Here is a 22,214-nt window from a genome sequence, read left to right as displayed (position 1 = left end):
TATCCTGTTATAAATCTGATACTAATGTTTTGAGGTAGTCGACAAAATCCCTGCCCACTTCGTGATGGCGCAGCGCGTACTCTACGTTGGCGCGCATATAGCCGAGTTTGTTACCACAGTCATGGCTCTTGCCGTGCATATAGTAAGCGTTGACTGTTTGTTTCTCCATCAGCATGGCGATGGCATCGGTCAGTTGGATCTCATCCCCGGCGCCGGCTGGCGTCTTACTCAGCAGGGGCCAGATCTGTTTGGGCAACACATAGCGGCCTACTACTGCCAGATTGGATGGTGCCTGGCCGACCTTAGGTTTTTCCACTAATTCATTGATTGGTTTAGATTGACCCACTTCGAGCTGATGACCATTCACATCGGCGATACCATACTGATCGACACAGTTTTCGGGTACCCCTTCGACCATGATCTGACCCTCCTGGGTTTCATCAAACAGTTTGACCATTTCGGCGAGGTTGTCTTGAGTCAGATCGCAGCAGGCGTCGTCAATGATGACATCGGGCAGCAATACGGCAAAGGGCTCATCGCCGACGACTTTCTGGGCACATAGGATGGCGTGCCCCAATCCCTTGGCTTGGGACTGGCGTACGCTGATAACGGTTACGTCATTGGGACAGATGGCCTGTACCTCGGCCAGCAATTGGCGCTTTACCCTGCGCTCAAGCTGCGCCTCGAGCTCAAAACTCGAGTCGAAATGGTTTTCGATGGAATTTTTACTGGCATGGGTGACTAAGACGATTTCGTTGATCCCGGCGGCGATAGCCTCGTTGACTACGTATTGGATTAAGGGTCTATCCACTATGGGCAACATCTCCTTGGGGATAGCCTTAGTTGCCGGAAGCATGCGTGTGCCAAGACCCGCGACGGGAATGATCGCCTTACTAACTTTTTGCTGTTTCATCCTAATCCTAGTTGGCTGCGCAAATGCCTTTCTATTCTAATAAAAGCGCTCTGAAAAGTCAGGGGATTTAGGCCTATGTAAAGTGTGAAGCTTTATTAACCTCTGTTTGTCTGGTGATCTGAGGTCCTTGACTGTGTGGCGAGCCACCATAAGTGAAAAATACCCTTACATAAATCTCGTCAGGGTTCGCTAAGCCAATGAGAATGGTCTAAAACTCAGCATTTGTTTCACGGTTGTTACATTTGTTTGTTTTTTATCTTGTTGATTTTATTTGTTTCTGTAGGTTAGTTATCCATAAGTGTAAATTTTGGATTACACAATTAGCCCAGTGTGGTCAAAACTATAAAGTGTGATCCTGTTAACAAAACATGGCGTTTAGTCAAATATGGAGGCAGGAGCAGTCAATTGTGTAGTATTTATCATGAGTAAACAAACCACTTATCAGGCGAGATTGCCTGATAGTCATGGGTTCATCAAATACCCTGACAACGAACATGAGATCTGGCAAGCACTGTATGACAGACAGAAGGGCAATTTGCCCCGCTATGCGTGTGATGCTTACCTGAAAGGGCTCGAGGATCTTGCCTTGGCTTCAGACAGGATCCCGCAGCTAGGCGAGATCGATGCTGTGCTACAACAGGCTACCGGTTGGAAGACCGCTGCCGTGCCGGCCTTGATCTCGTTCGAGAAGTTTTTCCAGTTGTTGGCGAACCAGGAGTTTCCGGTCGCGACCTTTATTCGCAGCAAAGAGGAGTTCGACTATCTGCAGGAGCCGGATATCTTTCATGAGATATTTGGTCATTGCCCATTGTTGACCAACCCCTCTTTTGCCCGTTTCTCTCACGAATACGGTAAGTTGGGTCTGGCCGCGTCGAAAGAGGAACGCGTGTTTCTAGCGCGTCTGTATTGGTTTACCGTAGAATTTGGCTTGATCCGTCAGGCTAACGATGAGTTAAAGATTTATGGTGGTGGCATTTTGAGCTCGCCGGGTGAGACACTGTATGCCATGAGCGATACCCCTGTGGTTAAGCCTTTCGATTTGATCGATATCTTGCGCACGCCGTATCGTATCGACATCATGCAGCCGATTTATTACACCATTGAATCAATCGATTATTTAGATGAAATCGTCAAAATGGATATCATGGGCGCCGTGACTAAGGCGCGTCAGCTTGGGCTACATGCCCCGCTGTTTGAGCCAAAATCTAAAGCCAGTTAAGCAAGCCAGTTAAGAAAACGAGAAGGAAGAAGTATGACTGAATTAGCCCAAATGAAGTGTGAAGCCTGCCAAGCCGATGCGCCTAAGGTGACCGATGCCGAGTTGGCCGAGCTGATCCGCATGATCCCAGATTGGGGCGTAGAAGTGCGTGACGGTATCATGCAGCTTGAGCGTGTCTATAAGTTTAAAAACTTTAAGCTGGCAATGGAGTTTACCAATAAATTGGCAGACTTAGCGGAAGAGGAGTTTCATCATCCGGGGATCTTAACCGAATGGGGCAAGGTGACAGTGACCTGGTGGTCTCACTCGATTAAAGGGCTGCACCGTAATGATTTCATCATGGCTGCCAAGACAGACCAGTTATTAGGCTAAGTAAAAACTAATATAAAATCAGCGTCATAGCCTAGCTATGGCGCTGTTTTTTTGGCAGCACCTATAATCTACTGTAAACAACTCTTGCCACAAATCTCATTACACTCTAACGTATAGGCGTTTTATCGGCATTTCTGCGTCGTGTGTCACACCTGTTTTGACATGATGCGCAACCATGCTCGCGATAATCCCAAAAACCGTGAAGTAATAAATATAAAAAGGGACGAAAGGGTATGCGCTTAGAAGTAAGTTGCATCGACCGCGTGGGTCTAGCAAAAGATATTCTGGAGATCCTCGAAGGCTATGGTATTAACCTGATAGCTATCGATGCCAGTAACCAGGGATTTCTCTATCTGCAGTTTGCTGAAGTTAACTTTGATGTGCTCAGCGAGTTGTTACCTTTGATCAGAAAGGTGGAGGGGGTGCATGATGTGCGCACCGTCTCTTTCATGCCATCGGAGCAGGAGCATTATGCGCTTAAGACGCTGCTAAAAACCCTGCCAGATTCTGTGTTTTCCATCGACGTCAAGGGACGCATTCGTATCATTAACGAGTCGGCGCTGATGACGGTTAATATGGGCGAACATGAAGTCCTCGATGAACCGCTTAACCACTGGGTGCAAGGGTTTAATTTCAATCGTTGGCTCAGTGAACCTTTGGTGCTGGCTCAGGCAACTCGAGTCAATATTGGTCAGAGCGAGTACCTGGCTGAAATGCTGCCTATCTATCTACCCGATGAGAATGATAAGAGCATTTTGGCCGGCGCCGTGGTGTCGCTCAAGTCACCGGCAAGAGTCGGTAAGCAATTTAATGCCCTACAGAATCAGACTACTGGTTTTGAAAATGTGTTGGCGGTCAGCGATAAGATGAAAGAGGTGTTGGTTCAGGCCAGACGTATGGCCCAGCTCGACGCACCTTTGCTGATTACGGGCGAAACCGGCACAGGCAAGGAGTTGATGGCCCGAGCCTGCCACGATGCCAGCATGCGCCGCGAGCATCCCTTTATAGCGATTAACTGCGCCGCCATGCCAGATAGCGCCGCCGAAGAGGAACTCTTTGGTTACGTCAGTGGTGGCGAAGTGGTGAAACGTGGTTTCTTCGAAGAGGCCAAGGGCGGTACTGTCTTTTTAGATGAGATAGCCGAGATGTCTAAGGCGGCGCAGGTTAAACTGCTGCGCCTTCTACAGGATGGCACCTTCCGCCGTGTGGGCGGTGATGTGGAGGTGCGCTCGGATGTGCGCATCATCTGCTCGACCCAGAAGAACCTGGCGGAGCTGTGTCAAAGCGGTGAATTCCGTGAAGATCTTTACTATCGCATCCATGTGCTGAGTTTCCATATGCCGTCACTCAGAGAGCGCAAGGTGGATATCATCCCTCTGACCGAGATGTTCCTCGAGCACTACAGTCAGCAGCTTTCCATACCTATCCGTCGTATCTCGGCTCCGTGCCGTGAACATCTCTTGGGTTATGCCTGGCCGGGTAACGTGCGTCAGCTGAAAAATGCCATCTTCCGCGCGGTATCTATGTGGGATGGCTCGGCGGAATTGACAGTGGATCAACTTAAACTCCCTTCTTATGCCGAGGGCTTTGGCTACTTCGATCATCAGTTTGAGGGCAGCCTAGATCAGGCGATGAAACAGTTTGAGGCAAGCCTGCTTAGACGCCTCTATCCTGCGTATCCGAGTACACGTCAGTTGGCCAAAAAGCTTGGGGTGTCACATACTGCCATCGCCAACAAACTGAGAGAGTATAAGATCAACAAGCAAAAAGGGATGTAAAACCTTATTGCCAGTGAGTTGCTGCTTTTTCCGGCAGAGCTAAAGTGAAAACCCCATAGTGTTGGGGTTTTTACTGGCTGTAATTAAATGTTTACATATTGAGTAAGTGATAGGCTTAATGTGATTTGTGTCACGCTATTCCTATCTCGGCGCGCATAGGGTATTTCTATGCCAAATTGATTGCACCAGACCATTGACCTGTGTGTTTGTCTGGTCTGGCAGAATAAGATTTCGATAGGAGTGGGTATGAAGTTAGCAAGTTATAACAACGGCCGTCGTGACGGTCAGCTGATGCTTGTGAGTAAGGATTTAACCAAGGCCGTTGCGGTTCCGGCTATCGCGCACACCATGCAGCAACTGCTGGATGCCTGGGATCTGCTTCAGCCGCAACTGCAAGAGCTTTATGAGGCGCTTAACCAAGGTGTGCTTGAGAACACCGTCGATTTTGACGAGAACAAGTGCTTGTCACCTTTGCCGCGTGCCTATCAGTGGGCCGACGGCAGTGCCTATGTAAACCATGTTGAATTGGTACGTAAGGCACGTGGCGCCGAGATGCCTGAAACTTTCTGGACAGATCCTTTGGTTTATCAAGGTGGTTCGGACTGTTTTATCGCTCCTAAGGCGGATATCGAGCTGGCCAGCGAAGAGTGGGGCATAGATTTCGAATCTGAAGTTGCTGTGATCACCGATGACGTGCCTATGGGCATAGACGCTGATTCAGCTGAGAAGCATATCAAGCTGTTAATGCTGGTGAATGATGTGTCGCTGCGTAACCTGATCCCTGCTGAATTGGCCAAGGGGTTCGGTTTCTTCCAGTCTAAGCCTTCAAGCAGCTTCTCACCTGTCGCTGTCACCCCGGATGAGCTGGGTGATAAGTGGCGTGAGTCTAAGGTGCATCTGCCATTGATCACTCATCTGAACAACGAGCTGTTCGGTAAGCCAAACTGTGGCATCGATATGACCTTTAACTTTAGCCAGTTGATTGCCCATTTCACTAAGACTCGTCCATTGGGCGCTGGCGCAATCATAGGTTCAGGTACTATCTCTAACTATGATCGCAGCGCTGGCTCTAGCTGTCTGGCGGAGACTCGTATGCTAGAGACCATCAGCGACGGTAAGCCATCGACTTCATTTATGCGTTTTGGCGATCGCGTGCGTATCGAGATGCTGGATGAAAACGAGCAATCAATCTTTGGTGCTATCGACCAGCAGGTGGTTGAGTACAAAGGTTAATTCTCAGATTTATTGAGACTTCGGGGCGGCTAAGGTTGCCCCGTTTTTGTAACTGCCGCCGGGCAATGGGCGGAAAGAGAAAAGGAGCCATGTGATGAAATTATTGGGTTATTGGCGCTCAAGCGCCGCATACCGGGTTCGCATCGCATTCAATTTAAAAGGGCTGGATGCCACGCTCGAATCAGTGCATCTGGTTAAAGAGGGTGGCGAGCAGCACTTGCCTAAGTATGCAGCGCTTAATCCCCAGGAGTTGGTGCCAACATTTATCGAAGGTGACAACGAATTTGTTCTGTCTCAGTCTCTGGCGATCATCGAATATCTCGACGAGCAGTATGGTGGAACCTTGATGTTGCCAAAGGAGCCCAAGGCAAGAGCCGAGGTGCGAGCCATGGCGCTCTCAATCGCCTGTGAGGTACATCCGCTGAATAACCTCAAGGTGTTGCAGTATCTGACGAATACCCTAGGTCTCGATGAAGAGGCTAAAAACGCCTGGTACCACCACTGGATCCATCAGGGCTTTAGCGCGTTTGAAAAGCAGCTGGAAAAACACGCCGGTAGCTATTGCTATGGCGATGAGGTCACGCTGGCGGATCTTTGCCTGATCCCTCAGGTCTATAACGCCAATCGCTTCAAGGTCGATTTGACGCCATATCCGAATATTCGCCGTATTTGGGATAATTGTCATCAGCTTGAAGCCTTTCAATTGGCGGCGCCCGAGCGTCAGGCCGATGCCAGTTAGATTAGCCTAATGAAGCCGTTAGCGGCTCGCTAGGGGTTATTCATTAAGAACTCGACGAACGCCCTGTCGGCCAGACCTATGGGGCGTTCTCTATTCCAGGCGATGTGCAGATCAAGGTGTACGGCCGGAGAGAAGGGGATGGCGCGGATAGGATCTCTTGCCTCGATCACCATCTCCAGCACACTGGTGATGGCAAAGCCCTGAGCGACGACCTGTTTGATGAGATTGATCAGGTTAGTTTCAAACGCGATATCGGCTTCAAGACCCAAGGCTTTGGCTTGTGACAGCATCCACTCACGGTGAAAATAGCCCGGCTTAAACATCACCAGTTCCTGCTCAAAAAACTGCTCTAGCGTGATGGCTGCATGCTCGGCCAGCGGATGCTCTTCACCCACGGCTACCACCATCTGCTCTCTGAGCAGCAGATGGCTGTCGAAATTAGGCTGTAGGTCTTGCCCTGTGATGATGGCGATATCGACCTCTTCGTTTTGCAACATCCGCAAGCTGTCGCGGGTACCGCCTTCAAACAGTGATAGCTTGAGATCCGGATATCTGTGGCGAAAGGCCATCAGGCGCGACGGCAGATAGTAGGAGCCCAGCATGCCTGGTACTGCGATACGCACTTCGCCTTTGGTCAGGTTGGCCATGGATTTAATATGGGCCTCAGCCTGTTTGACCTGCTTGAGGATCAGCCTGGCGTGTTGTACCAGGGCCTCGCCTTCGGCGGTAAGGGTGAGACGACTGCCATCTTGACCACGATAGTGTTTGTTGCGATTGATCAGCGTGACCCCAAGCGTCTGCTCAAGGCGCTTTATTCCCTGGCTCAGGGCTGGTTGGGCAATGTTGAGTTGCTTAGCCGCCAGGGTAAAGCTGCCTTTGGTGGTGAGCGCCTCGAACTGCCTAAGCTGTTTGATATCCATCTTGAATCACCAGAGCTAATGCCTTGTTGTTTAAAGGCTCGTTTTAATGGGCTGATCTTCAATTTACCTATAACATCATCTTATCGACATCATAGTTATAATCTATTTTTGTTATGTTAGCGCCGGTGTTAGCCTGTGTCTATCGACTCCTTTGAACTCGCAGAAAATGACAGCCAGCCGTGCACTACAACTTCGTTTGATCTGGGGCCTCTCTTTGGCCTCCGTGGTGATCTACATCAACCTGTATATGGTGCAGGGGATGTTGCCGCTGATCGCGAGCAGTTTTAGTGTGTCACCGGCGCACGCCACCCTGTTGTTGTCGGTTACCAGTTTTTCCATGGCCTTTTCGCTGCTCTTTTATGCGACCCTGTCGGACAAGCTGGGACGGCGCAAGCCCTTGCTATGGAGCCTGGCTTTGCTGGTGGTGGCAGATTTCATGTTGATCTGGGTGCAGGACTTTTCAGCGCTGGTGGCGGTGCGTTTATTTCAAGGGGTGTTATTGGCGGCGGTGCCAGCCATCGCCATGGCGTATTTTAAGGATCTGCTCGATACCAGCGTGCTGCTCAAGGCTGGAGCCATCTACATAGGCGCCAACAGCCTTGGAGGGATTGCCGGGCGTCTGCTCGGCGGTTTGATGACAGAGTATTTAAACTGGGTAGAGGCCATGGGCTTAGTGACTGTGTTAACCCTGGCTGGTGTAATGGGTGTGCTGGCATTACTGCCGCGGCTCGACCGAGTGCGGATCCGTCGCCGTCAACACAAGAGTCGCTTCGGCCTTGCCGATCTGAAGGGCTTTGGCTTGCACCTTGGTGACAGCACCTTAGTGAAACTCTATCTGTTAGGCGCGCTCGCCTTTATGGTGATGGTCAATCAGTTTAGCTATATTCAGCTGCACCTGATGCAGGCGCCATTTTATTGGGGCAAGTTTCAGGTCACACTGATCTTCCTGTGTTACCTAAGTGGCACCTATGCCTCATTTCGCTCGGCGAAATGGGTGACACGCTTAGGGCGTCAACCACTATTTGTACTCTCGGCGGCGATGATGTGTGTCGGTAGCCTGATCACCCTAGGCGATACCAGCAGCGCCATCATCATAGGTTTCCTGCTGTCGAGTTTTGGCTTCTTTACCTTTCATAGCGTCTGCAATGCCTGGGTGGCCCAACGTGCTCAGCAGCACAGGGCGAAAGCCACGGCGCTCTACTTGTGTAGCTACTATTTAGGTGCGGCGCTCGGCGGGCCATTCCTGTTGCCGTTTTGGCAGCATTGGGGCTGGAGCGGTGTGGTGGCTGGCAGCTTGACATTGCTAAGTGGCGTGATTCTCATCGTGGCGATGCTAAAGCGCACCCACAGACCACGCTCGCCACTGCTTGATGCGGCGAGCTAATGGATGAAGGGTTAGCTTAGAAAGGTCTTTCGGCTGAGACCGAATTTTTGCATCTTGTCATAAAGCGTTTTGCGCGGCAGTTCGAGCTGCTCCATGGTGAGCTTGATGCTGCCCTTGTTGTTACTCAGCGCTTCTTCAATCAATAATCGCTCAAAAAACTCTACCCGCTGTTGTAGTGACATATTGGCATTGAGCTGATTGCTTTGACCCAGCGAGGTGGCAAAGGCCGCTTCTGGGCCGAGTAACACATAGCGCTCGGCCAGGTTACGCAGTTCGCGTACATTACCGGGCCAGTCGTGGGAGACCAGCTGAGCCGTGTATTCCGCAGTGAGGGGGATCAGTGCCTTGTGGTAGCGCGCCGAGGCAATGCGGGCAAAGTGCAGAAACAGTAATCCGATATCCTCACGTCGCTCCCTAAGGGCCGGGATTGGCACTGTCACCAGGTTAAGACGGTAAAGAAGATCTTGGCGAAACTCACCGGTATCGCACAAGGTTTTCAGGTCTACCTTAGTCGCAGCTATGATGCGAATATCCAAATCTATGCTTTTGTTGGAGCCAAGGCGCTCCACCTTCCTGTCTTCCAATACCCTCAGCAGTTTGACCTGCAAGGACAAGGGGGTGCTCTCAATCTCATCGAGAAACAGTGTGCCGCCGTTGGCATACTCGAACTTGCCGATGCGGGTCTTATCGGCGCCGGTGAAAGCGCCTGATTCGGCGCCAAACAGCTCGCTCTCGATGATGGTTTCAGGAATAGCGCCGCAGTTGATGGCAACAAAGTTGGCCTCACTGCGAGGGCTGTGATCGTGCAGATAACGGGCAACCAGCTCTTTGCCTGTGCCTGTTTCACCCTCAATCAATACATCGGCGGGCATGTCGATCACCTGATGTATGATGTGGCGCATCTGCTTGATCCCCGGACTATGGCCCAAGATACGCGGTCCTGGGGTGCTTTGGGATTCAAGCTCCCGCTTCAGGCTGCGGTTTTCCAGCGTCAGCGCGCGTTTTTCCAGGGCGCGCTTGGCGATATCCAGCATATGCTCGTTGTTAAAAGGTTTCTCAATAAAATCGTAGGCACCTTGTTTGAGCGCCTGTACCGCCATGGCGATGTCACCGTGACCAGTCAGCAAGATGATAGGGATATCTTTGTCCTGGGAAAGCAGAGTGCGCATCAAGGCGAGGCCATCGGTATCGGGCATGTTCACATCTGAGATCACTATGCCGGGCCAGTTATCTGGTAGTCCCTGACCAATCTGCTTGGCGTCGGTTAAGGAGAGGGCGCGGTAGGATTCTAATTCAAACAGCTGTACCAGGGCCGAGCCTATCAAGGGCTCGTCGTCGACGATAAGGATATCGTATTGATTAAAAATTTGATTTTGCATGGCTAACCCGCTGCATGTATTGGAAGCGTAATATTAAAGATGGCGCCACCTTCGGCGCGATTCGCCACGCTGATTTTGCCCTGCATTGCCTCGACGATTCGCCTGGAGATAGAGAGGCCCAGTCCCAAACCCTGACGGGAGCTGGTGTAATAAGGGTCGAAAATTTTCTGCATCTGACTCTCATCTATGCCTGTGCCGGTATCTTCAATGGTGATCTCGACGCGGTCATTGAGGTTAACGCTGATGATTAACTGTTTTGGGCTGCTGGCGCGCATGGCCACCATGGCGTTGCTCATCAGATTAATCAATACCTGTTGTAAGCGGATGGGGTCGCCCCAGATCAGCGTCTCACAGTCAGTGTTTCTGAGCACAAGATTAATGCCTTGTTTATCGACTTCGGGCTGAACTATGGTTAGGGCATCTTTAATGCACTGAGCCACGCTGACCGCCTTATCGTTACCCTTACTCTTGCGGGTAAAGCTCTTAAATTGCGATACGATCGCGGCCAGGCGATCGGTCAGCTCTATGATGGTCATGATATTGCTAGAAACATCGTCCCACTTAGCGCGGGACAACAGCGTCTGGGTGTTTTGTGCGTAGCTGCGAATAGCTGCCAGCGGCTGGTTGATCTCATGGTTGATACTGGCCGAGAGACTACCGATAACCGTTAACTTAGCGGCCTGGATCAGCTCATCCTGCGTCTCTTTTAACTCTTGATGACTGGTTTCCAACGCTTGAGTGCGCTCTTTGACTCTCTGCTCAAGTTGTTCGTGCGCCTGTTGCATGCGGCGGATATTTTTGCGCCTTTCAATAGCAAACAGCAGTGCCAGGGCGCATAACAGGTAGAGGGCGCCATAGAGCAAGAGTAGTGGCGGCAGTGATTGATAGATGGGTGCCATAGGGGAAAGTATATGCACCCGCCAGCCGGCATCATTCATCATGGCGGCGTTATCCATATACTCTTTGCCATGCTTATCGCCGCCAATTTGATAGATTTGATAATCTTCCGCCAATGATGCGGTAAAGGGTGGTTCTATCTCTAGCGGATTAATGTCGCGGTTGGCGTAGCGCCGTGATGCGGTAATGTGCTGTTTGAGTTGACGGGTCACAGGCACCAGAGAGGTGAGGCGCCACTTGGGTTGACTGGAGAGGAAAATAATATTGTCGGGATCGCTGATAGCAAATTCATAGTTGCTACCTCTGGCCATGCCAGTACTTTGTTGTTCGATCTCTGTGACATCAACCTTGACGACGATAGCGCCGACAACCTTGGCATCGCCCTGATTCGGGGCAATCGGATAGCCTTGGTTGTAGATAGGGTAGGAGAAGTAGTAACCACGCTTGTTGGAGCTGGTTCCTACGGCGAAATAACGCCCCATTTTTCCGTTCATTGCGTCTTTGAAATAGGGGCGAAAGCCAAAGTTTTTGCCGATAAAGGAGTAGCTCTGTTGCCAGTTGCTGGCAGCGATAGCGTCGCCATTGATATTGACCAGATAGATATCCAGTGCCTCTGTAATGCTTTGGATCTCCTCCAAATAGAGGTTGAGTGGCGTGATGGTTTCTGGATCGTCTTGTTGTGCCAAAGCGTTAGCCAGCAAGGGATTGGTTGATAGCACTTGAGGAATGCTTTCATAGCGACTAAGAGAGCCTGAGAGAAAGCTCAGTAACTCTTTCATTTGCGCATTAGATTGTTGCCGCGTCATCTCATAGCCGTGTTCTAGATGAAACCAATAGGCGGCGCGTAGGATAAAGGCGAGGCCCAGCAAAATAATTAAGCCGATGCCGAGGTATTTTTTTCTTGTTATCGTTATTGACATAAAAGGCATGTCCAATTGAAAAGCGAGCCTGAAATAGTGGGAGCTTGTTCCCGTTTCAGACTCGCCCAATTGTTAAACAAAATCAAGTATTTTAATAACCGTTTAACTTATCTATATATTCCGGTAGAAACAGGGAGATCTGCGGAATATAGGTGATCAGGGCCAGGAAGAAGAGCAGCAACACTAGCCAAGGGATACAGGATTGAATCACCCACCCCATGCTGCGCCCAGTGATCCCGGCGGTCACAAATAGATTGAGCCCAACCGGAGGCGTCAACATACCTATCTCCATGTTCACCACCATGATAATACCTAGATGGATAGGATCTATGCCGAGTTGAGTTGCGATCGGGAACAAAATGGGCGCCATGATCAGCAAGATGGCCGATGGCTCCATAAAGTTACCCGCCGCCAGCAGCAGCAAGTTGACTATGATGAGGAAGCCCCAAACCGGCAGTCCCATACCCACTATGGTTTCTGCGATGATATGGGGGATCCGCTCTGTGGTTAACACATGAGCAAATAGCATGGCGTTGGCGATGATAAACAGCAACATGATGCTGACTTTCGCACCGTCACGTACCACGTGGCGGATCTCTTTGTCTGCTGGGGTTTTAATAACAGCCAACACCATAAAGGCGAGGTTGCGTGCTGTGGCCCTAAACAGAGGTTCATCGCTGTTACGCCAGCTGACGTTTTTCAGCGGCCCGATATCTCGATAGCCAAACACGGCAATAAAATAGGCATACACACAGGCGACCGCCGCCGCTTCTGTGGGGCTGGCGATACCGCCATAGATGGAACCCAGAACGATGACAATAAGCGCAAGGCCACCCATTGCTTTAGCACTTGAAATAGCCAAGGGACGCACGCCAGGGAAGGGGCGAGAGGGTAGGTTTTTAATGCGGGCCACGATATAGATAGCCAGCATTAACAATAGCCCCATCATCAGGCCTGGGATAAGGCCTGCCATAAACATGCGCGCTGCAGAAACTTCGGTAGCGGCCGCATAAACCAGCATCACGATAGAGGGGGGGATCAAGATCCCTAAGGTGCCCGAGGTGGTGATCACCCCTGCGGCAAATTTTTCCGGATAACCGGCTCTTACCATGCCGACAATAACGATGGAGCCGATAGCGGCCACAGTTGCTGGCGATGAACCAGAGACAGCAGCAAACAGCATACAGGCCATTACTGAGGCCATCGCCAAGCCACCACGGATATGGCCGACACTGTCCATGGCAAATTCGATGATACGCCTCGCGACGCCACCGGTGGAGAGAAACGCCGACGAAAGAATAAAGAAGGGGATCGCCAGCAGGGTATAGTGCTCTGAGGTGGACTCATAGAGTTTTAAGGCGACCGAGGCCAGTGAATCATCGGAGAACAGCAAGATGGTCAACATGCTGGAAAAACCCAGCGCAATGGCGATCGGCATGCCTAGGAGCATACAGAAAAACAGGCTGATAAACAGGGTTGCTATAGTCATTATTTTTTGTCTCCCGGCTGCTCGTTGTCGGCCTGAGCCTCTTGATCGATCAGGTGCATGCTCTCCTTAGCTTCATCAGCAAAGACAAAACCATCTGTCTTGTTGGTGATGATGGCGACACCCAGCTGTAGGAACCGCCAAGTGAGTAACGCAAAGCCAAGTAGCAAAATACTCTGGGATATCCACAAAGGCACGGCCGGTTCTTCCACGTCGATACGCAGGTATTCCCAGGCAGCGTCAGGGTCGAGGCCGCTGACTAAGAAATGGGGCAGGTCGATATCTTCCATCGGTACGCCAATTTGGTACATCTTGGCCAGATAATCCCAGCTACCCACCAGAAACATGCCGCAGTAGGCCAGACAGATAGCGACGGCCAAGGTGGCGGTATATTTACGCCCAGCTCTAGGGAGTTTCCTGACGAAAGCATCCACGCCAATATGAGCACCAACTCTCACACCGTAAGACATGCCAAAGAGAACGAACCAGCCGCAGATGGTAAGGGTGAGCTCCTGGATCCATAAGAAGCCTGTGTTGAAGAAGAAGCGGGCGATGACCTCTGCAAAGACCAGTAGGGTCATCGAAGTGATCAAGGTGTTGAGCACTAACTCTTCGATATGGGAAAAAAACCGAGATATCATCTCAAGAACTCCTTAAATAGGAATGAGGCCGAATGCCATTGGAAACGGCCTCAATATCTTCCTATTAAGTTAGGGGGTTAGCGCTTATTATTGGTTTGATGCAACAGCTGCATCGATAAGATCTTTACCAATCTTATCTTCGAACTGCGCCCATACAGGCTTCATGGCATCGACCCATGCGGTGCGCTGTTCAGGTGTCAGATAGGTGATCTCTGAGCGCTTAGAGTCGATGATGGCTTGTTTGTCCTTGTTCACCTTAGCTGCGGCGATGTCATTACCATAAGCAATCGCTTCATCCAGTGACGCTTTAATGACTTTACGCTTGTCTGCCGGGAGTGACTTCCAGAAGGTGTTTGAGGTGACTACCATGTAGTCCAGTACGCCGTGATTACTTTCAGTGATATTACTTTGTACTTCAAAAAACTTCTTAGAGTAGATGTTTGACCAGGTATTTTCCTGACCATCGATGGCACGGGTTTGCAGCAGGGTAAAGACTTCAGAGAAAGGCTTCTTCACTGGAATGGCATCGACAGCCTGGAACTGCGCCGCCAAGACATCAGATGCCATGATGCGGAACTTCTTACCTTCGGCATCTTTTGGCAACACTAGCGGGCTACTGGCTGAAAATTGCTTCATGCCGTTATGCAGGTAGCCTAAGCCAACAACCCCTTTGCGTTTCATTGAGTTCAGCAGTTGCTGACCAGCTTCACTTTGTTGAAAGCGGTTGACGGCATCCATGTCTTTAAACAGGAAAGGAAGGTCGAATATCTGTAATTTCTTGGTGTAGCGTTCGAACTTCGACAGTGACGGTGCCACGAACTGCACATCGTTTAGCAGTAGTGCTGAAAGTTCGTTGTTATCACCAAATAGCTGTGAGTTAGGGAACACATTGACCTGATACTCGCCAGGTAAACGCTCTTCGACTAACTCTTTAAATTTTAACGCCATTTGGCCTTTAGGCGTGTTTTCGGCGACCACATGTGAAAACTTAATTTCGGTTGGCGCCGCCCAGCTGTTGAGGCTGGCCCCCAATAGTGCGGCAATTGAGGTCATCTTGACGATCTGTTTGATAAAGGTACAGGTGTTGAGTTTGGTCATTTTGTTATCCCTTTTATTGTTAATCCTTCAGTGCCTTAGGGCGACTGCCGGTTCGCGAATTGATTAACTCATAGGAATTATAGGCAAGGACCAGGCCAAAGATGTTTAAATAATGTAAATCAAACTATATCAGCATGTTGCAAAACTCTTGGTGGGCGGCAATCGCCAGAGATGGGGAGGATGTCGCCCATTCGTCTTAGGTCAATGGGTGGAAAACCACCCATTTTGACTGGAGTAAATTTGATGTTTGTCTCATAGTTGCGGCGATTTGTGCGTAGGCCAATATTGCGCCTTGAAGTGACCGTGATATAAAACACCTCCTGCGGCGGCTGCACAAAAGGCACCAATGAGCAGGACGAGTTTGACATCGAGTATCGCCAACAGGCCACCTGTGATGGCGGCTAATAGGTTACCGATACAGAAGATGGTCACCAACATGCCCATCAGTTGCCCTTGAGGCCTGGTTTGATAAGCGGTAGAAAGATAGCTGGGTAGAAAACTGTTGTAGATGGCAATCCCTGCACCGATAGTCATAAAGGTGATGAGGTAGCTGCTATTGCTTAGGTAGGGAAAGCAGGCGAGGGAAGCGCCAAATAGCGTGATGCCCACTAGACTGGCGCTGGCATGATTTAATTTGCGCTGTAACATTGGGGTGAACCAGATGCTGGTGGCGATCATGCAAGCGGTGAGCAGCACTGTCACCCAACTTATCTGCGCCGGCGTGAAGTCTTGCTGCTGCACTAGATGCAGTGGATAGAATTCGTAATAGAAATTTACCCCCATGGTCAGCAGCAGATAGAGCAGGAAAAATCGCCGCAGGGCGGGTTCCTTGAGAAGAACTAAGCTCGAACCTTTTTCAGCGTTGGTCTGTGGGTTATCCAGTTGCCGAGGCAGTAGTTGATGGCTGAGCAGGGCACACAACAGACAGGCGATTGCCGCTGCGCCAAATACCAGTTCCATTCCCCAGGTAATCAGGTACCCACCGGCCAAAGGACCTAGAAGGTAACCGCCATAGCCCATGGCGCTGATCAGCGAAAAGCTACGTGTTTTATCTATTTGAGGGTGCAGATCGGCGGCAATCGCCCTGGCGATAGCAATATTACCTTCGCAAATCCCAGTCAGTAAACGGGCAAGACAAAAGAGCAAGAAATGTTCCGAATAGGCGGCCAGAGCTGTGAGGGCATATCCAAATGCACTGCCGACTAAGGTTAGGCTAAGCAATCGCTTGCGGCCATAGGTATCAGACCAACTGCCGATAAAACTGCCGCCTATGATGATTCCAAGGGGATAGATGCCAAGAACTATCCCCATCAAAAATTCACTAGGCAGGCCCATAAATTGAGTGAGTGGTGAACTATTGTCATGAAATAGCGGTGCTAACACAGGGTAGGGCAGCGCGATGCCCGCGACACTGATTAAGGTCACTACTAAGGTGACACCAAGAATGCTTTGTGCCGTCCTGTGTTCGGCGGGTTTCAAAGAGCTGATGGAGAGCATGACGGCCTTTCAAAAGAGTCTGAGAATAGACTCACTTTACCTCAGCAATATATTAAGTAAAGTATTTTGTTTATTTAAATGGCTGGAGAGACAAATGGATACACTAAGATATATGTTTCTGGATGACTTGCGACTTATTTGGCGGGATTAATGCGTTTGAGTATCGCCTCACTTGGCAGCAATTCCAGATGCCCCTGGGTGTCGAAGTACCAGCCTGTGATAAAGCCCTTTTGCCTCATTGAAACAAGGTTTTGCATCACCTCTTTGGCTTCGATCATAGCTTGCTGCTCATCACAATCATGGGTGAGCTTAAGGTATGCGGCAATGCTTGCGAGCGACGCAGATTGAGTGACATCGGCCATAGTCAACCACCTTTAATCATACTGGGTTTGAGCAAAGTCTTAATGAAGAATAGTTGAGGCTAAGGGAATCGCAATAGCGCATCTAAGCTGCAAAGGCTTGTTGCTAGGCTGTTTGATTATAAATAGGGGGATTGAGCGATGAAGAAGAAATATGGTGGTCGATACTGGGCTCGAACCAGTGACCCCCTCCTTGTAAGGGAGGTGCTCTCCCAGCTGAGCTAATCGACCTGGGATACTGACTGTGATTTTTCTTAGCCATACCTTGAAGATATGGTGGTCGATACTGGGCTCGAACCAGTGACCCCCTCCTTGTAAGGGAGGTGCTCTCCCAGCTGAGCTAATCGACCTGGGATAAATACAGTAGTCTTGCAAATTGTGATAACAATGGTGGTCGATACTGGGCTCGAACCAGTGACCCCCTCCTTGTAAGGGAGGTGCTCTCCCAGCTGAGCTAATCGACCTGGGACATTATTATATTCGATACTCTCTCACTAAATGAGATGGTGGTCGATACTGGGCTCGAACCAGTGACCCCCTCCTTGTAAGGGAGGTGCTCTCCCAGCTGAGCTAATCGACCTGGGAATATCTCACAACGTTAATTTGAAGTGTTTATTTCGGTATTACCAAAATATGGTGGTCGATACTGGGCTCGAACCAGTGACCCCCTCCTTGTAAGGGAGGTGCTCTCCCAGCTGAGCTAATCGACCTGGGATACTTCAAATTGTTACAGCCATACAGTGTATGGTGGTCGATACTGGGCTCGAACCAGTGACCCCCTCCTTGTAAGGGAGGTGCTCTCCCAGCTGAGCTAATCGACCTCGCTGTGTGGGGCCGTATTATAGGGGGGAACGATCTACTGTCAACGCTTTTTTCGAGAAAATAATGAGTCCGGTTCAAATTTGTTCGGATTGACTTAATGTTAAACAAATCAGGATTATTTACTATCACCGTCTGACTAAAGCCTGCACAGAGGCGGGGATGCTGAGCGCAGCAATAGATGGTTTACTCGTTTGGCTTTAGGCAAATCGTTAGCCTTTGTGGTTAGCTTGTTGAACAAAAGAAAAGGCTAGGGGAGGTGTTTGTGCTTTGTAGCAAGTATAAGCAGGCAGTTACATTCACTTAGCTTGTGGTTTGGGCAACGCCGAATCGTCATGTTTCTACAATTGAAAAGCTGAGGGTTCGAGTAAGACTCTTTATTGGTTGAGAATAACGATTGGTTGAGATGAACGAGCGCTCTAGCGTGTCTCTTTATAGAGTAAGCAGAGGCGATACGTTGATATGGCTCTAGCTAGCCTGGATAAGCTACCTATTTGTGTAACTGCTTGGGGAAACCGTATCCTTGGTGGTTCTCTTTTATGAACGCTGTGCTTATCCCATATGCTCTTAGCCAATAAAGGCACACAATTATTGCAGTGCGTCTAAACCCCCAGTGATAGGGGATCAACTTTTTATGCCTAGTGAGCCCAGGCAGCGGGCTAGCTATTTTCTCTTATCCCATTTGGCTGTTAGAATAGCCCCCACATTTAAATAGCTCAGTCTATATTTAGACGATTCGATAACAGGTTACTGTCCCATTATGACGATTAAGACGCGCTTTGCTCCAAGTCCTACCGGTTTTCTTCATGTAGGTGGTGCTCGTACGGCACTTTATTCATGGCTATATGCCCGCGCTAACCAAGGCGAATTTGTTTTACGTATCGAAGACACGGATCTCGAACGTTCAACCCCTGAGGCCTGTGCTGCAATTTTAGAAGGTATGGAGTGGTTGGGACTGAACTGGGATGAGGGTCCTTACTACCAGACCAAACGATTCGATCGTTACAACGAGATCATCGCGCAGATGTTAGAGCAGGGCACAGCCTATAAGTGTTACTGCAGCCGTGAGCGTATCGAAGCGATGCGTGAAGAGCAGGCGGCTAAAGGCGAACAGCAAAAGTATGATGGCTGTTGTCGTGATAAAGCGCCGCGTGATACCGATGAGCCTTTTGTGGTGCGTTTTAAAAACCCAACAGAAGGCAGTGTGGTTTTTGATGATCACGTGCGTGGTCGTATCGAGATCTCAAACGACTTACTCGATGACTTAATCATTGCCCGTACCGATGGCACGCCGACATATAACTTCTGTGTTGTGGTCGATGACTGGGATATGGGGATCACCTGCGTGGTACGTGGTGAAGATCATATCAACAATACGCCGCGTCAAATCAATATTCTGAAGGCGTTAAACGCCCCAGTACCAGAATACGCTCATGTAGCGATGATTTTGGGTGACGATGGCGCCAAATTGTCTAAGCGTCATGGTGCTGTAGGCGTTATGCAATATCGTGATGACGGTTACCTGCCTGAAGCGCTGCTTAACTACCTGGTGCGTCTAGGTTGGTCACACGGCGATCAAGAAGTCTTCTCTATTGACGAGATGAAGCAGCTATTTAAGCTCGATGATATCAATAAGGCGGCATCTGCCTTTAATACCGAAAAACTGATCTGGTTGAATCAGCACTATATGAAGGAGCTGGCACCTGAGTATGTAGCCAAGCATCTCGAGTGGCATATGCAAGATCAAAATATCGAGACTTCAAACGGCCCAGCTTTGGCTGAAGTGGTTTCGGCACTGGCCGAGCGCGCCAAGACATTAAAAGAGTTGGCAGCCTCTAGCCGCTACTTCTATGAAGATTTTAATGATTTCGATGAAACCGCGGCTAAGAAACATCTGCGTGGCGTTGCATTAGAGCCGCTGCAGTTATTACAGAAGAAGTTTGCTGAGCTAAACGAATGGACTGTTGAAGCTATTCATCAAGCGATCGAAGCGACTGCTGAAGAGTTAGAAGTTGGCATGGGTAAGGTAGGTATGCCACTGCGTGTCGCCGTGACGGGTGCCGGTATGTCGCCTGCTGTAGATTTAACCGCATTTTTGGTTGGAAAGGCTCGTTGTGAGCAAAGAATCTCCAAAGCGATTGAATTTGTAGCAAATAGAATAAATTCCTAAAAAACGAGTTGACACTTTTGGGTGTGCTGCATAGAATGCGCCTCGCAGTTGAGACACAGCCGGCAGATGCTCGCGGTGCACTCAAAGGTGACAAGTTAGGTAAGGGGCCTTAGCTCAGCTGGGAGAGCGCAACACTGGCAGTGTTGAGGTCAGCGGTTCGATCCCGCTAGGCTCCACCATCTAATTTGAAAAGCGTTGAAGCAATAGCTTACTAGCTTTAACGAGTATTCACTCGGTACAGAGTATAAGGTACCAACAGTGTCCCATTCGTCTAGAGGCCTAGGACACCGCCCTTTCACGGCGGTAACAGGGGTTCGAATCCCCTATGGGATACCACTTTCTTGAGTGGTTGACTATTAAGTTGACGATTCGATAGCGTTAAAGCAATAGCCTACTGGCTTTAACGAGTATTCACTCGGTACAGAGTATAAGGTACCAACAGTGTCCCATTCGTCTAGAGGCCTAGGACACCGCCCTTTCACGGCGGTAACAGGGGTTCGAATCCCCTATGGGATACCACTTATTTTGAGTGGTTGACTATTAAGTTGACGATTCGATAGCGTTGAAGCAATAGCCTACTAGCTTTAACGAGTATTCACTCGGTACAGAGTATAAGGTACCAACAGTGTCCCATTCGTCTAGAGGCCTAGGACACCGCCCTTTCACGGCGGTAACAGGGGTTCGAATCCCCTATGGGATACCACTTTTTTGAGTGGTTGACTGATTAAGTTGACGATTCGATAGCGTTGAAGCAATAGCCTACTAGCTTCAATGAGTATTCACTCGGTACAGAGTATAAGGTACCAACAGTGTCCCATTCGTCTAGAGGCCTAGGACACCGCCCTTTCACGGCGGTAACAGGGGTTCGAATCCCCTATGGGATACCACTTTCTTGAGTGGTTGACTGATTAAGTTGACGATTCGATAGCGTTGAAGCAATAGCCTACTAGCTTCAATGAGTATTCACTCGGTACAGAGTATAAGGTACCAACAGTGTCCCATTCGTCTAGAGGCCTAGGACACCGCCCTTTCACGGCGGTAACAGGGGTTCGAATCCCCTATGGGATACCACTTTTTTGAGTGGTTGACTGATTAAGTTGACGATTCGATAGCGTTGAAGCAATAGCCTACTGGCTTTAACGAGTATTCACTCGGTACAGAGTATAAGGTACCAACAGTGTCCCATTCGTCTAGAGGCCTAGGACACCGCCCTTTCACGGCGGTAACAGGGGTTCGAATCCCCTATGGGATACCACTTTTTTGAGTGGTTGACTATTAAGTTGACGATTCGATAGCATTGAAGCTTAGCCTACAGGTTTCAATGAGTATTCACTCGCTTACGGAGTCTAAACGTAAGGACGGCGTCCCATTCGTCTAGAGGCCTAGGACACCGCCCTTTCACGGCGGTAACAGGGGTTCGAATCCCCTATGGGATACCACTTCTTATTTTAAGAAATTTTGAAATAAGACATTGTGTTTATTCAGGTTTTACTGTATAGTCACAACCAGTTTCGGGGCCTTAGCTCAGCTGGGAGAGCGCAACACTGGCAGTGTTGAGGTCAGCGGTTCGATCCCGCTAGGCTCCACCAAATAAGCGTTTAGTTACGCGGAAAAAACCACCCAATAGGGTGGTTTTTTTTCATCTGTCATTTCTCTTATCCTTCCTTCGATCTCCTCAGCTGCAATGGCACGAATTTGATTGGCACCCTGATGCCTCAAAATGAGGCCATCAAATACTTACAGAGCAGGAGCCTATCCAATTGCTTGTGTCTCGCCTATTTTCGCCAAACTAATCTGCTTTCGCCGAGCGGGGCATTATGTGCCGCACTTCAGGAAAATCGTTAACCTGATGCATTAGGGCAATTATGTTGATGTTCATATCTAGAGATCTCGATGTTTTCCAATCAGAATTCGACCTGTCTGAGGTTTCAAGTGAACTAGCACGAGACTTTGAGAATTTAGTGTTAGCTGATATCACACAGAGCAAGATTAATGATGTTGAGTATCTTCGTTGGGTAATGGTTGCGGTCGAAGATGAGAGTCCTATTGGTTATTGTTACTTCAGGCACCATATCAAAAAATCAGTCACTTACATCGGTCAAATCTATGTTGATAAAGAAGCAAGGGGGAAGGCCATTGCACGTAAGCTATTGAATATGAGTCTTGATTTTAGTTTTAGCCTTTTACCGAACCAAGTTGAGATTCACTTTACGACAAAGGAGCTTAACGCAAGTAAGTTAGTTGATTTGTTCTTTTATCGTGCGATGAAACAGAAGCGAAATGATAAGTTTTTTGATATCAAAGCTACGGCCTTTTCATCCAAGCTTGAACTCATTACATAATTCCTTTCTTACATTACCTTCGGCAAAGCTTTCCTATTGAGACTACAC

Annotated in this window: 17 protein-coding genes and 15 tRNA genes; 17 read left to right on the top strand and 15 right to left on the bottom strand. The window is 49.4% G+C overall.

Going from position 1 to position 22,214, the window contains the following annotated elements; genetic code table 11:
* Positions 1–7: 7 nt before the first annotated feature.
* Entirely contained in the window at positions 8–913 is a 906-nt protein-coding gene (gene galU / locus CFF01_RS12280) for a UTP--glucose-1-phosphate uridylyltransferase GalU (protein ID WP_088904975.1), read from the bottom strand.
* 421 nt (positions 914–1,334) lie between these two features.
* Here galU and phhA point away from each other — a divergent pair, with 421 nt between their 5' ends.
* The 5 genes from phhA (at position 1,335) to maiA (ending at position 6,254) form a co-directional block, all read left to right on the top strand.
* Complete coding sequence (phhA, locus tag CFF01_RS12275; RefSeq protein ID WP_198387041.1) at positions 1,335–2,132, top strand: phenylalanine 4-monooxygenase; 798 nt, start codon at positions 1,335–1,337, stop codon at positions 2,130–2,132.
* Positions 2,133–2,165: 33 nt separating this feature from the next.
* Positions 2,166–2,504 carry a 4a-hydroxytetrahydrobiopterin dehydratase gene (locus tag CFF01_RS12270; RefSeq protein WP_088904973.1) on the top strand — a complete coding sequence of 113 codons (339 nt, stop codon included), beginning with the start codon at positions 2,166–2,168 and terminating at the stop codon, positions 2,502–2,504.
* 233 nt (positions 2,505–2,737) lie between these two features.
* Positions 2,738–4,282 carry a transcriptional regulator TyrR gene (gene tyrR, locus CFF01_RS12265; RefSeq protein ID WP_088904972.1) on the top strand — a complete coding sequence of 515 codons (1,545 nt, stop codon included), beginning with the start codon at positions 2,738–2,740 and terminating at the stop codon, positions 4,280–4,282.
* A gap of 246 nt (positions 4,283–4,528) precedes the next feature.
* The gene (locus CFF01_RS12260; protein WP_033540063.1) at positions 4,529–5,515 is read left to right on the top strand and encodes a fumarylacetoacetate hydrolase family protein; all 987 of its coding nucleotides are present in this window, start codon (positions 4,529–4,531) and stop codon (positions 5,513–5,515) included.
* Between the two features lie 94 nt (positions 5,516–5,609).
* A complete protein-coding gene (gene maiA / locus CFF01_RS12255; protein ID WP_033540062.1) occupies positions 5,610–6,254 on the top strand; it encodes a maleylacetoacetate isomerase in 645 nt (214 codons plus the stop codon).
* A 29-nt stretch (positions 6,255–6,283) separates the two neighbouring features.
* On the opposite strand, the gene CFF01_RS12250 is transcribed toward maiA, so the two are convergent.
* Positions 6,284–7,174, bottom strand: coding sequence for a LysR family transcriptional regulator (locus CFF01_RS12250; protein ID WP_088904971.1), 891 nt, complete (start codon positions 7,172–7,174; stop codon positions 6,284–6,286).
* 166 nt (positions 7,175–7,340) lie between these two features.
* Here CFF01_RS12250 and CFF01_RS12245 point away from each other — a divergent pair, with 166 nt between their 5' ends.
* Positions 7,341–8,558, top strand: a complete 1,218-nt coding sequence (locus tag CFF01_RS12245; RefSeq protein WP_088904970.1) for an MFS transporter — start codon at positions 7,341–7,343, stop codon at positions 8,556–8,558.
* Between the two features lie 11 nt (positions 8,559–8,569).
* Here the strand turns inward: CFF01_RS12245 and CFF01_RS12240 are convergent, their stop codons facing one another.
* From CFF01_RS12240 to CFF01_RS12180, 13 genes are all read right to left on the bottom strand, one after another.
* Positions 8,570–9,937 (bottom strand): sigma-54-dependent transcriptional regulator, encoded by a 1,368-nt coding sequence (locus CFF01_RS12240; protein ID WP_033540059.1) that lies wholly within the window; start codon positions 9,935–9,937, stop codon positions 8,570–8,572.
* A gap of 2 nt (positions 9,938–9,939) precedes the next feature.
* Positions 9,940–11,763: a sensor histidine kinase gene (locus tag CFF01_RS12235; RefSeq protein ID WP_088904969.1), complete on the bottom strand. Its 1,824-nt coding sequence runs from the start codon at positions 11,761–11,763 to the stop codon at positions 9,940–9,942.
* 82 nt (positions 11,764–11,845) lie between these two features.
* Positions 11,846–13,243: a TRAP transporter large permease gene (locus CFF01_RS12230; protein ID WP_088904968.1), complete on the bottom strand. Its 1,398-nt coding sequence runs from the start codon at positions 13,241–13,243 to the stop codon at positions 11,846–11,848.
* Positions 13,243–13,881 (bottom strand): TRAP transporter small permease, encoded by a 639-nt coding sequence (locus CFF01_RS12225; RefSeq protein ID WP_088904967.1) that lies wholly within the window; start codon positions 13,879–13,881, stop codon positions 13,243–13,245. The genes CFF01_RS12230 and CFF01_RS12225 overlap by 1 nt, the downstream gene beginning before the upstream one ends.
* Before the next feature lie 87 nt (positions 13,882–13,968).
* The gene (locus CFF01_RS12220) at positions 13,969–14,934 is read right to left on the bottom strand and encodes a TRAP transporter substrate-binding protein (RefSeq protein ID WP_232479563.1); all 966 of its coding nucleotides are present in this window, start codon (positions 14,932–14,934) and stop codon (positions 13,969–13,971) included.
* Positions 14,935–15,231: 297 nt separating this feature from the next.
* On the bottom strand, positions 15,232–16,476 hold the full coding sequence (locus CFF01_RS12215; RefSeq protein WP_088904965.1) for an MFS transporter: 1,245 nt from the start codon (positions 16,474–16,476) through the stop codon (positions 15,232–15,234).
* 134 nt (positions 16,477–16,610) lie between these two features.
* The gene (locus CFF01_RS12210) at positions 16,611–16,838 is read right to left on the bottom strand and encodes a hypothetical protein (protein ID WP_088904964.1); all 228 of its coding nucleotides are present in this window, start codon (positions 16,836–16,838) and stop codon (positions 16,611–16,613) included.
* Between the two features lie 152 nt (positions 16,839–16,990).
* Positions 16,991–17,066: transfer RNA gene (locus CFF01_RS12205), tRNA-Val, on the bottom strand.
* Between the two features lie 43 nt (positions 17,067–17,109).
* Positions 17,110–17,185, bottom strand: a tRNA-Val gene (locus tag CFF01_RS12200).
* A 38-nt stretch (positions 17,186–17,223) separates the two neighbouring features.
* Positions 17,224–17,299, bottom strand: a tRNA-Val gene (locus CFF01_RS12195).
* A 40-nt stretch (positions 17,300–17,339) separates the two neighbouring features.
* Positions 17,340–17,415 (bottom strand) — tRNA-Val (locus tag CFF01_RS12190).
* A gap of 54 nt (positions 17,416–17,469) precedes the next feature.
* Positions 17,470–17,545, bottom strand: a tRNA-Val gene (locus CFF01_RS12185).
* Positions 17,546–17,580: 35 nt separating this feature from the next.
* Positions 17,581–17,656: transfer RNA gene (locus CFF01_RS12180), tRNA-Val, on the bottom strand.
* Positions 17,657–18,414: 758 nt separating this feature from the next.
* Here CFF01_RS12180 and gltX point away from each other — a divergent pair.
* The 11 genes from gltX (at position 18,415) to CFF01_RS12125 (ending at position 22,166) form a co-directional block, all read left to right on the top strand.
* On the top strand, positions 18,415–19,824 hold the full coding sequence (gene gltX / locus CFF01_RS12175; RefSeq protein ID WP_088904963.1) for a glutamate--tRNA ligase: 1,410 nt from the start codon (positions 18,415–18,417) through the stop codon (positions 19,822–19,824).
* A 103-nt stretch (positions 19,825–19,927) separates the two neighbouring features.
* Positions 19,928–20,003, top strand: a tRNA-Ala gene (locus CFF01_RS12170).
* 81 nt (positions 20,004–20,084) lie between these two features.
* Positions 20,085–20,160, top strand: a tRNA-Glu gene (locus tag CFF01_RS12165).
* A gap of 107 nt (positions 20,161–20,267) precedes the next feature.
* Positions 20,268–20,343: transfer RNA gene (locus CFF01_RS12160), tRNA-Glu, on the top strand.
* A 108-nt stretch (positions 20,344–20,451) separates the two neighbouring features.
* Positions 20,452–20,527 (top strand) — tRNA-Glu (locus tag CFF01_RS12155).
* A 108-nt stretch (positions 20,528–20,635) separates the two neighbouring features.
* A tRNA-Glu gene (locus CFF01_RS12150) sits at positions 20,636–20,711 on the top strand.
* Between the two features lie 108 nt (positions 20,712–20,819).
* A tRNA-Glu gene (locus CFF01_RS12145) sits at positions 20,820–20,895 on the top strand.
* 108 nt (positions 20,896–21,003) lie between these two features.
* Positions 21,004–21,079: transfer RNA gene (locus CFF01_RS12140), tRNA-Glu, on the top strand.
* A 108-nt stretch (positions 21,080–21,187) separates the two neighbouring features.
* Positions 21,188–21,263: transfer RNA gene (locus CFF01_RS12135), tRNA-Glu, on the top strand.
* Between the two features lie 74 nt (positions 21,264–21,337).
* A tRNA-Ala gene (locus tag CFF01_RS12130) sits at positions 21,338–21,413 on the top strand.
* Between the two features lie 282 nt (positions 21,414–21,695).
* Entirely contained in the window at positions 21,696–22,166 is a 471-nt protein-coding gene (locus CFF01_RS12125; protein WP_157704991.1) for a GNAT family N-acetyltransferase, read from the top strand.
* Positions 22,167–22,214: the final 48 nt, after the last annotated feature.

The organism is Shewanella marisflavi (assembly GCF_002215585.1).
In the GTDB taxonomy this organism is placed as follows: Bacteria; Pseudomonadota; Gammaproteobacteria; order Enterobacterales; family Shewanellaceae; genus Shewanella; species Shewanella marisflavi.
The sequence above is the reverse complement of the archived record's forward strand: the minus strand, read 5'-3'. Positions and strand labels throughout refer to the sequence as shown.

What these genes read in the sequence shown, in the direction of transcription:
- CFF01_RS12225 (WP_088904967.1), bottom strand. Translation starts at nt 13,881, where the DNA reads ATGATATCTCGGTTTTTTTCCCATATCGAAGAGTTAGTGCTCAACACC.
- CFF01_RS12215 (WP_088904965.1), bottom strand. Translation starts at nt 16,476, where the DNA reads ATGCTCTCCATCAGCTCTTTGAAACCCGCCGAACACAGGACGGCACAA.
- CFF01_RS12235 (WP_088904969.1), bottom strand. Translation starts at nt 11,763, where the DNA reads ATGCCTTTTATGTCAATAACGATAACAAGAAAAAAATACCTCGGCATC.
- CFF01_RS12210 (WP_088904964.1), bottom strand. Translation starts at nt 16,838, where the DNA reads ATGGCCGATGTCACTCAATCTGCGTCGCTCGCAAGCATTGCCGCATAC.
- CFF01_RS12250 (WP_088904971.1), bottom strand. Translation starts at nt 7,174, where the DNA reads ATGGATATCAAACAGCTTAGGCAGTTCGAGGCGCTCACCACCAAAGGC.
- maiA (WP_033540062.1), top strand. Translation starts at nt 5,610, where the DNA reads ATGAAATTATTGGGTTATTGGCGCTCAAGCGCCGCATACCGGGTTCGC.
- CFF01_RS12230 (WP_088904968.1), bottom strand. Translation starts at nt 13,243, where the DNA reads ATGACTATAGCAACCCTGTTTATCAGCCTGTTTTTCTGTATGCTCCTA.
- CFF01_RS12245 (WP_088904970.1), top strand. Translation starts at nt 7,341, where the DNA reads ATGACAGCCAGCCGTGCACTACAACTTCGTTTGATCTGGGGCCTCTCT.
- CFF01_RS12260 (WP_033540063.1), top strand. Translation starts at nt 4,529, where the DNA reads ATGAAGTTAGCAAGTTATAACAACGGCCGTCGTGACGGTCAGCTGATG.
- CFF01_RS12270 (WP_088904973.1), top strand. Translation starts at nt 2,166, where the DNA reads ATGACTGAATTAGCCCAAATGAAGTGTGAAGCCTGCCAAGCCGATGCG.
- CFF01_RS12220 (WP_232479563.1), bottom strand. Translation starts at nt 14,934, where the DNA reads ATGACCTCAATTGCCGCACTATTGGGGGCCAGCCTCAACAGCTGGGCG.
- phhA (WP_198387041.1), top strand. Translation starts at nt 1,335, where the DNA reads ATGAGTAAACAAACCACTTATCAGGCGAGATTGCCTGATAGTCATGGG.
- galU (WP_088904975.1), bottom strand. Translation starts at nt 913, where the DNA reads ATGAAACAGCAAAAAGTTAGTAAGGCGATCATTCCCGTCGCGGGTCTT.
- tyrR (WP_088904972.1), top strand. Translation starts at nt 2,738, where the DNA reads ATGCGCTTAGAAGTAAGTTGCATCGACCGCGTGGGTCTAGCAAAAGAT.
- CFF01_RS12240 (WP_033540059.1), bottom strand. Translation starts at nt 9,937, where the DNA reads ATGCAAAATCAAATTTTTAATCAATACGATATCCTTATCGTCGACGAC.
- gltX (WP_088904963.1), top strand. Translation starts at nt 18,415, where the DNA reads ATGACGATTAAGACGCGCTTTGCTCCAAGTCCTACCGGTTTTCTTCAT.
- CFF01_RS12125 (WP_157704991.1), top strand. Translation starts at nt 21,696, where the DNA reads ATGTTCATATCTAGAGATCTCGATGTTTTCCAATCAGAATTCGACCTG.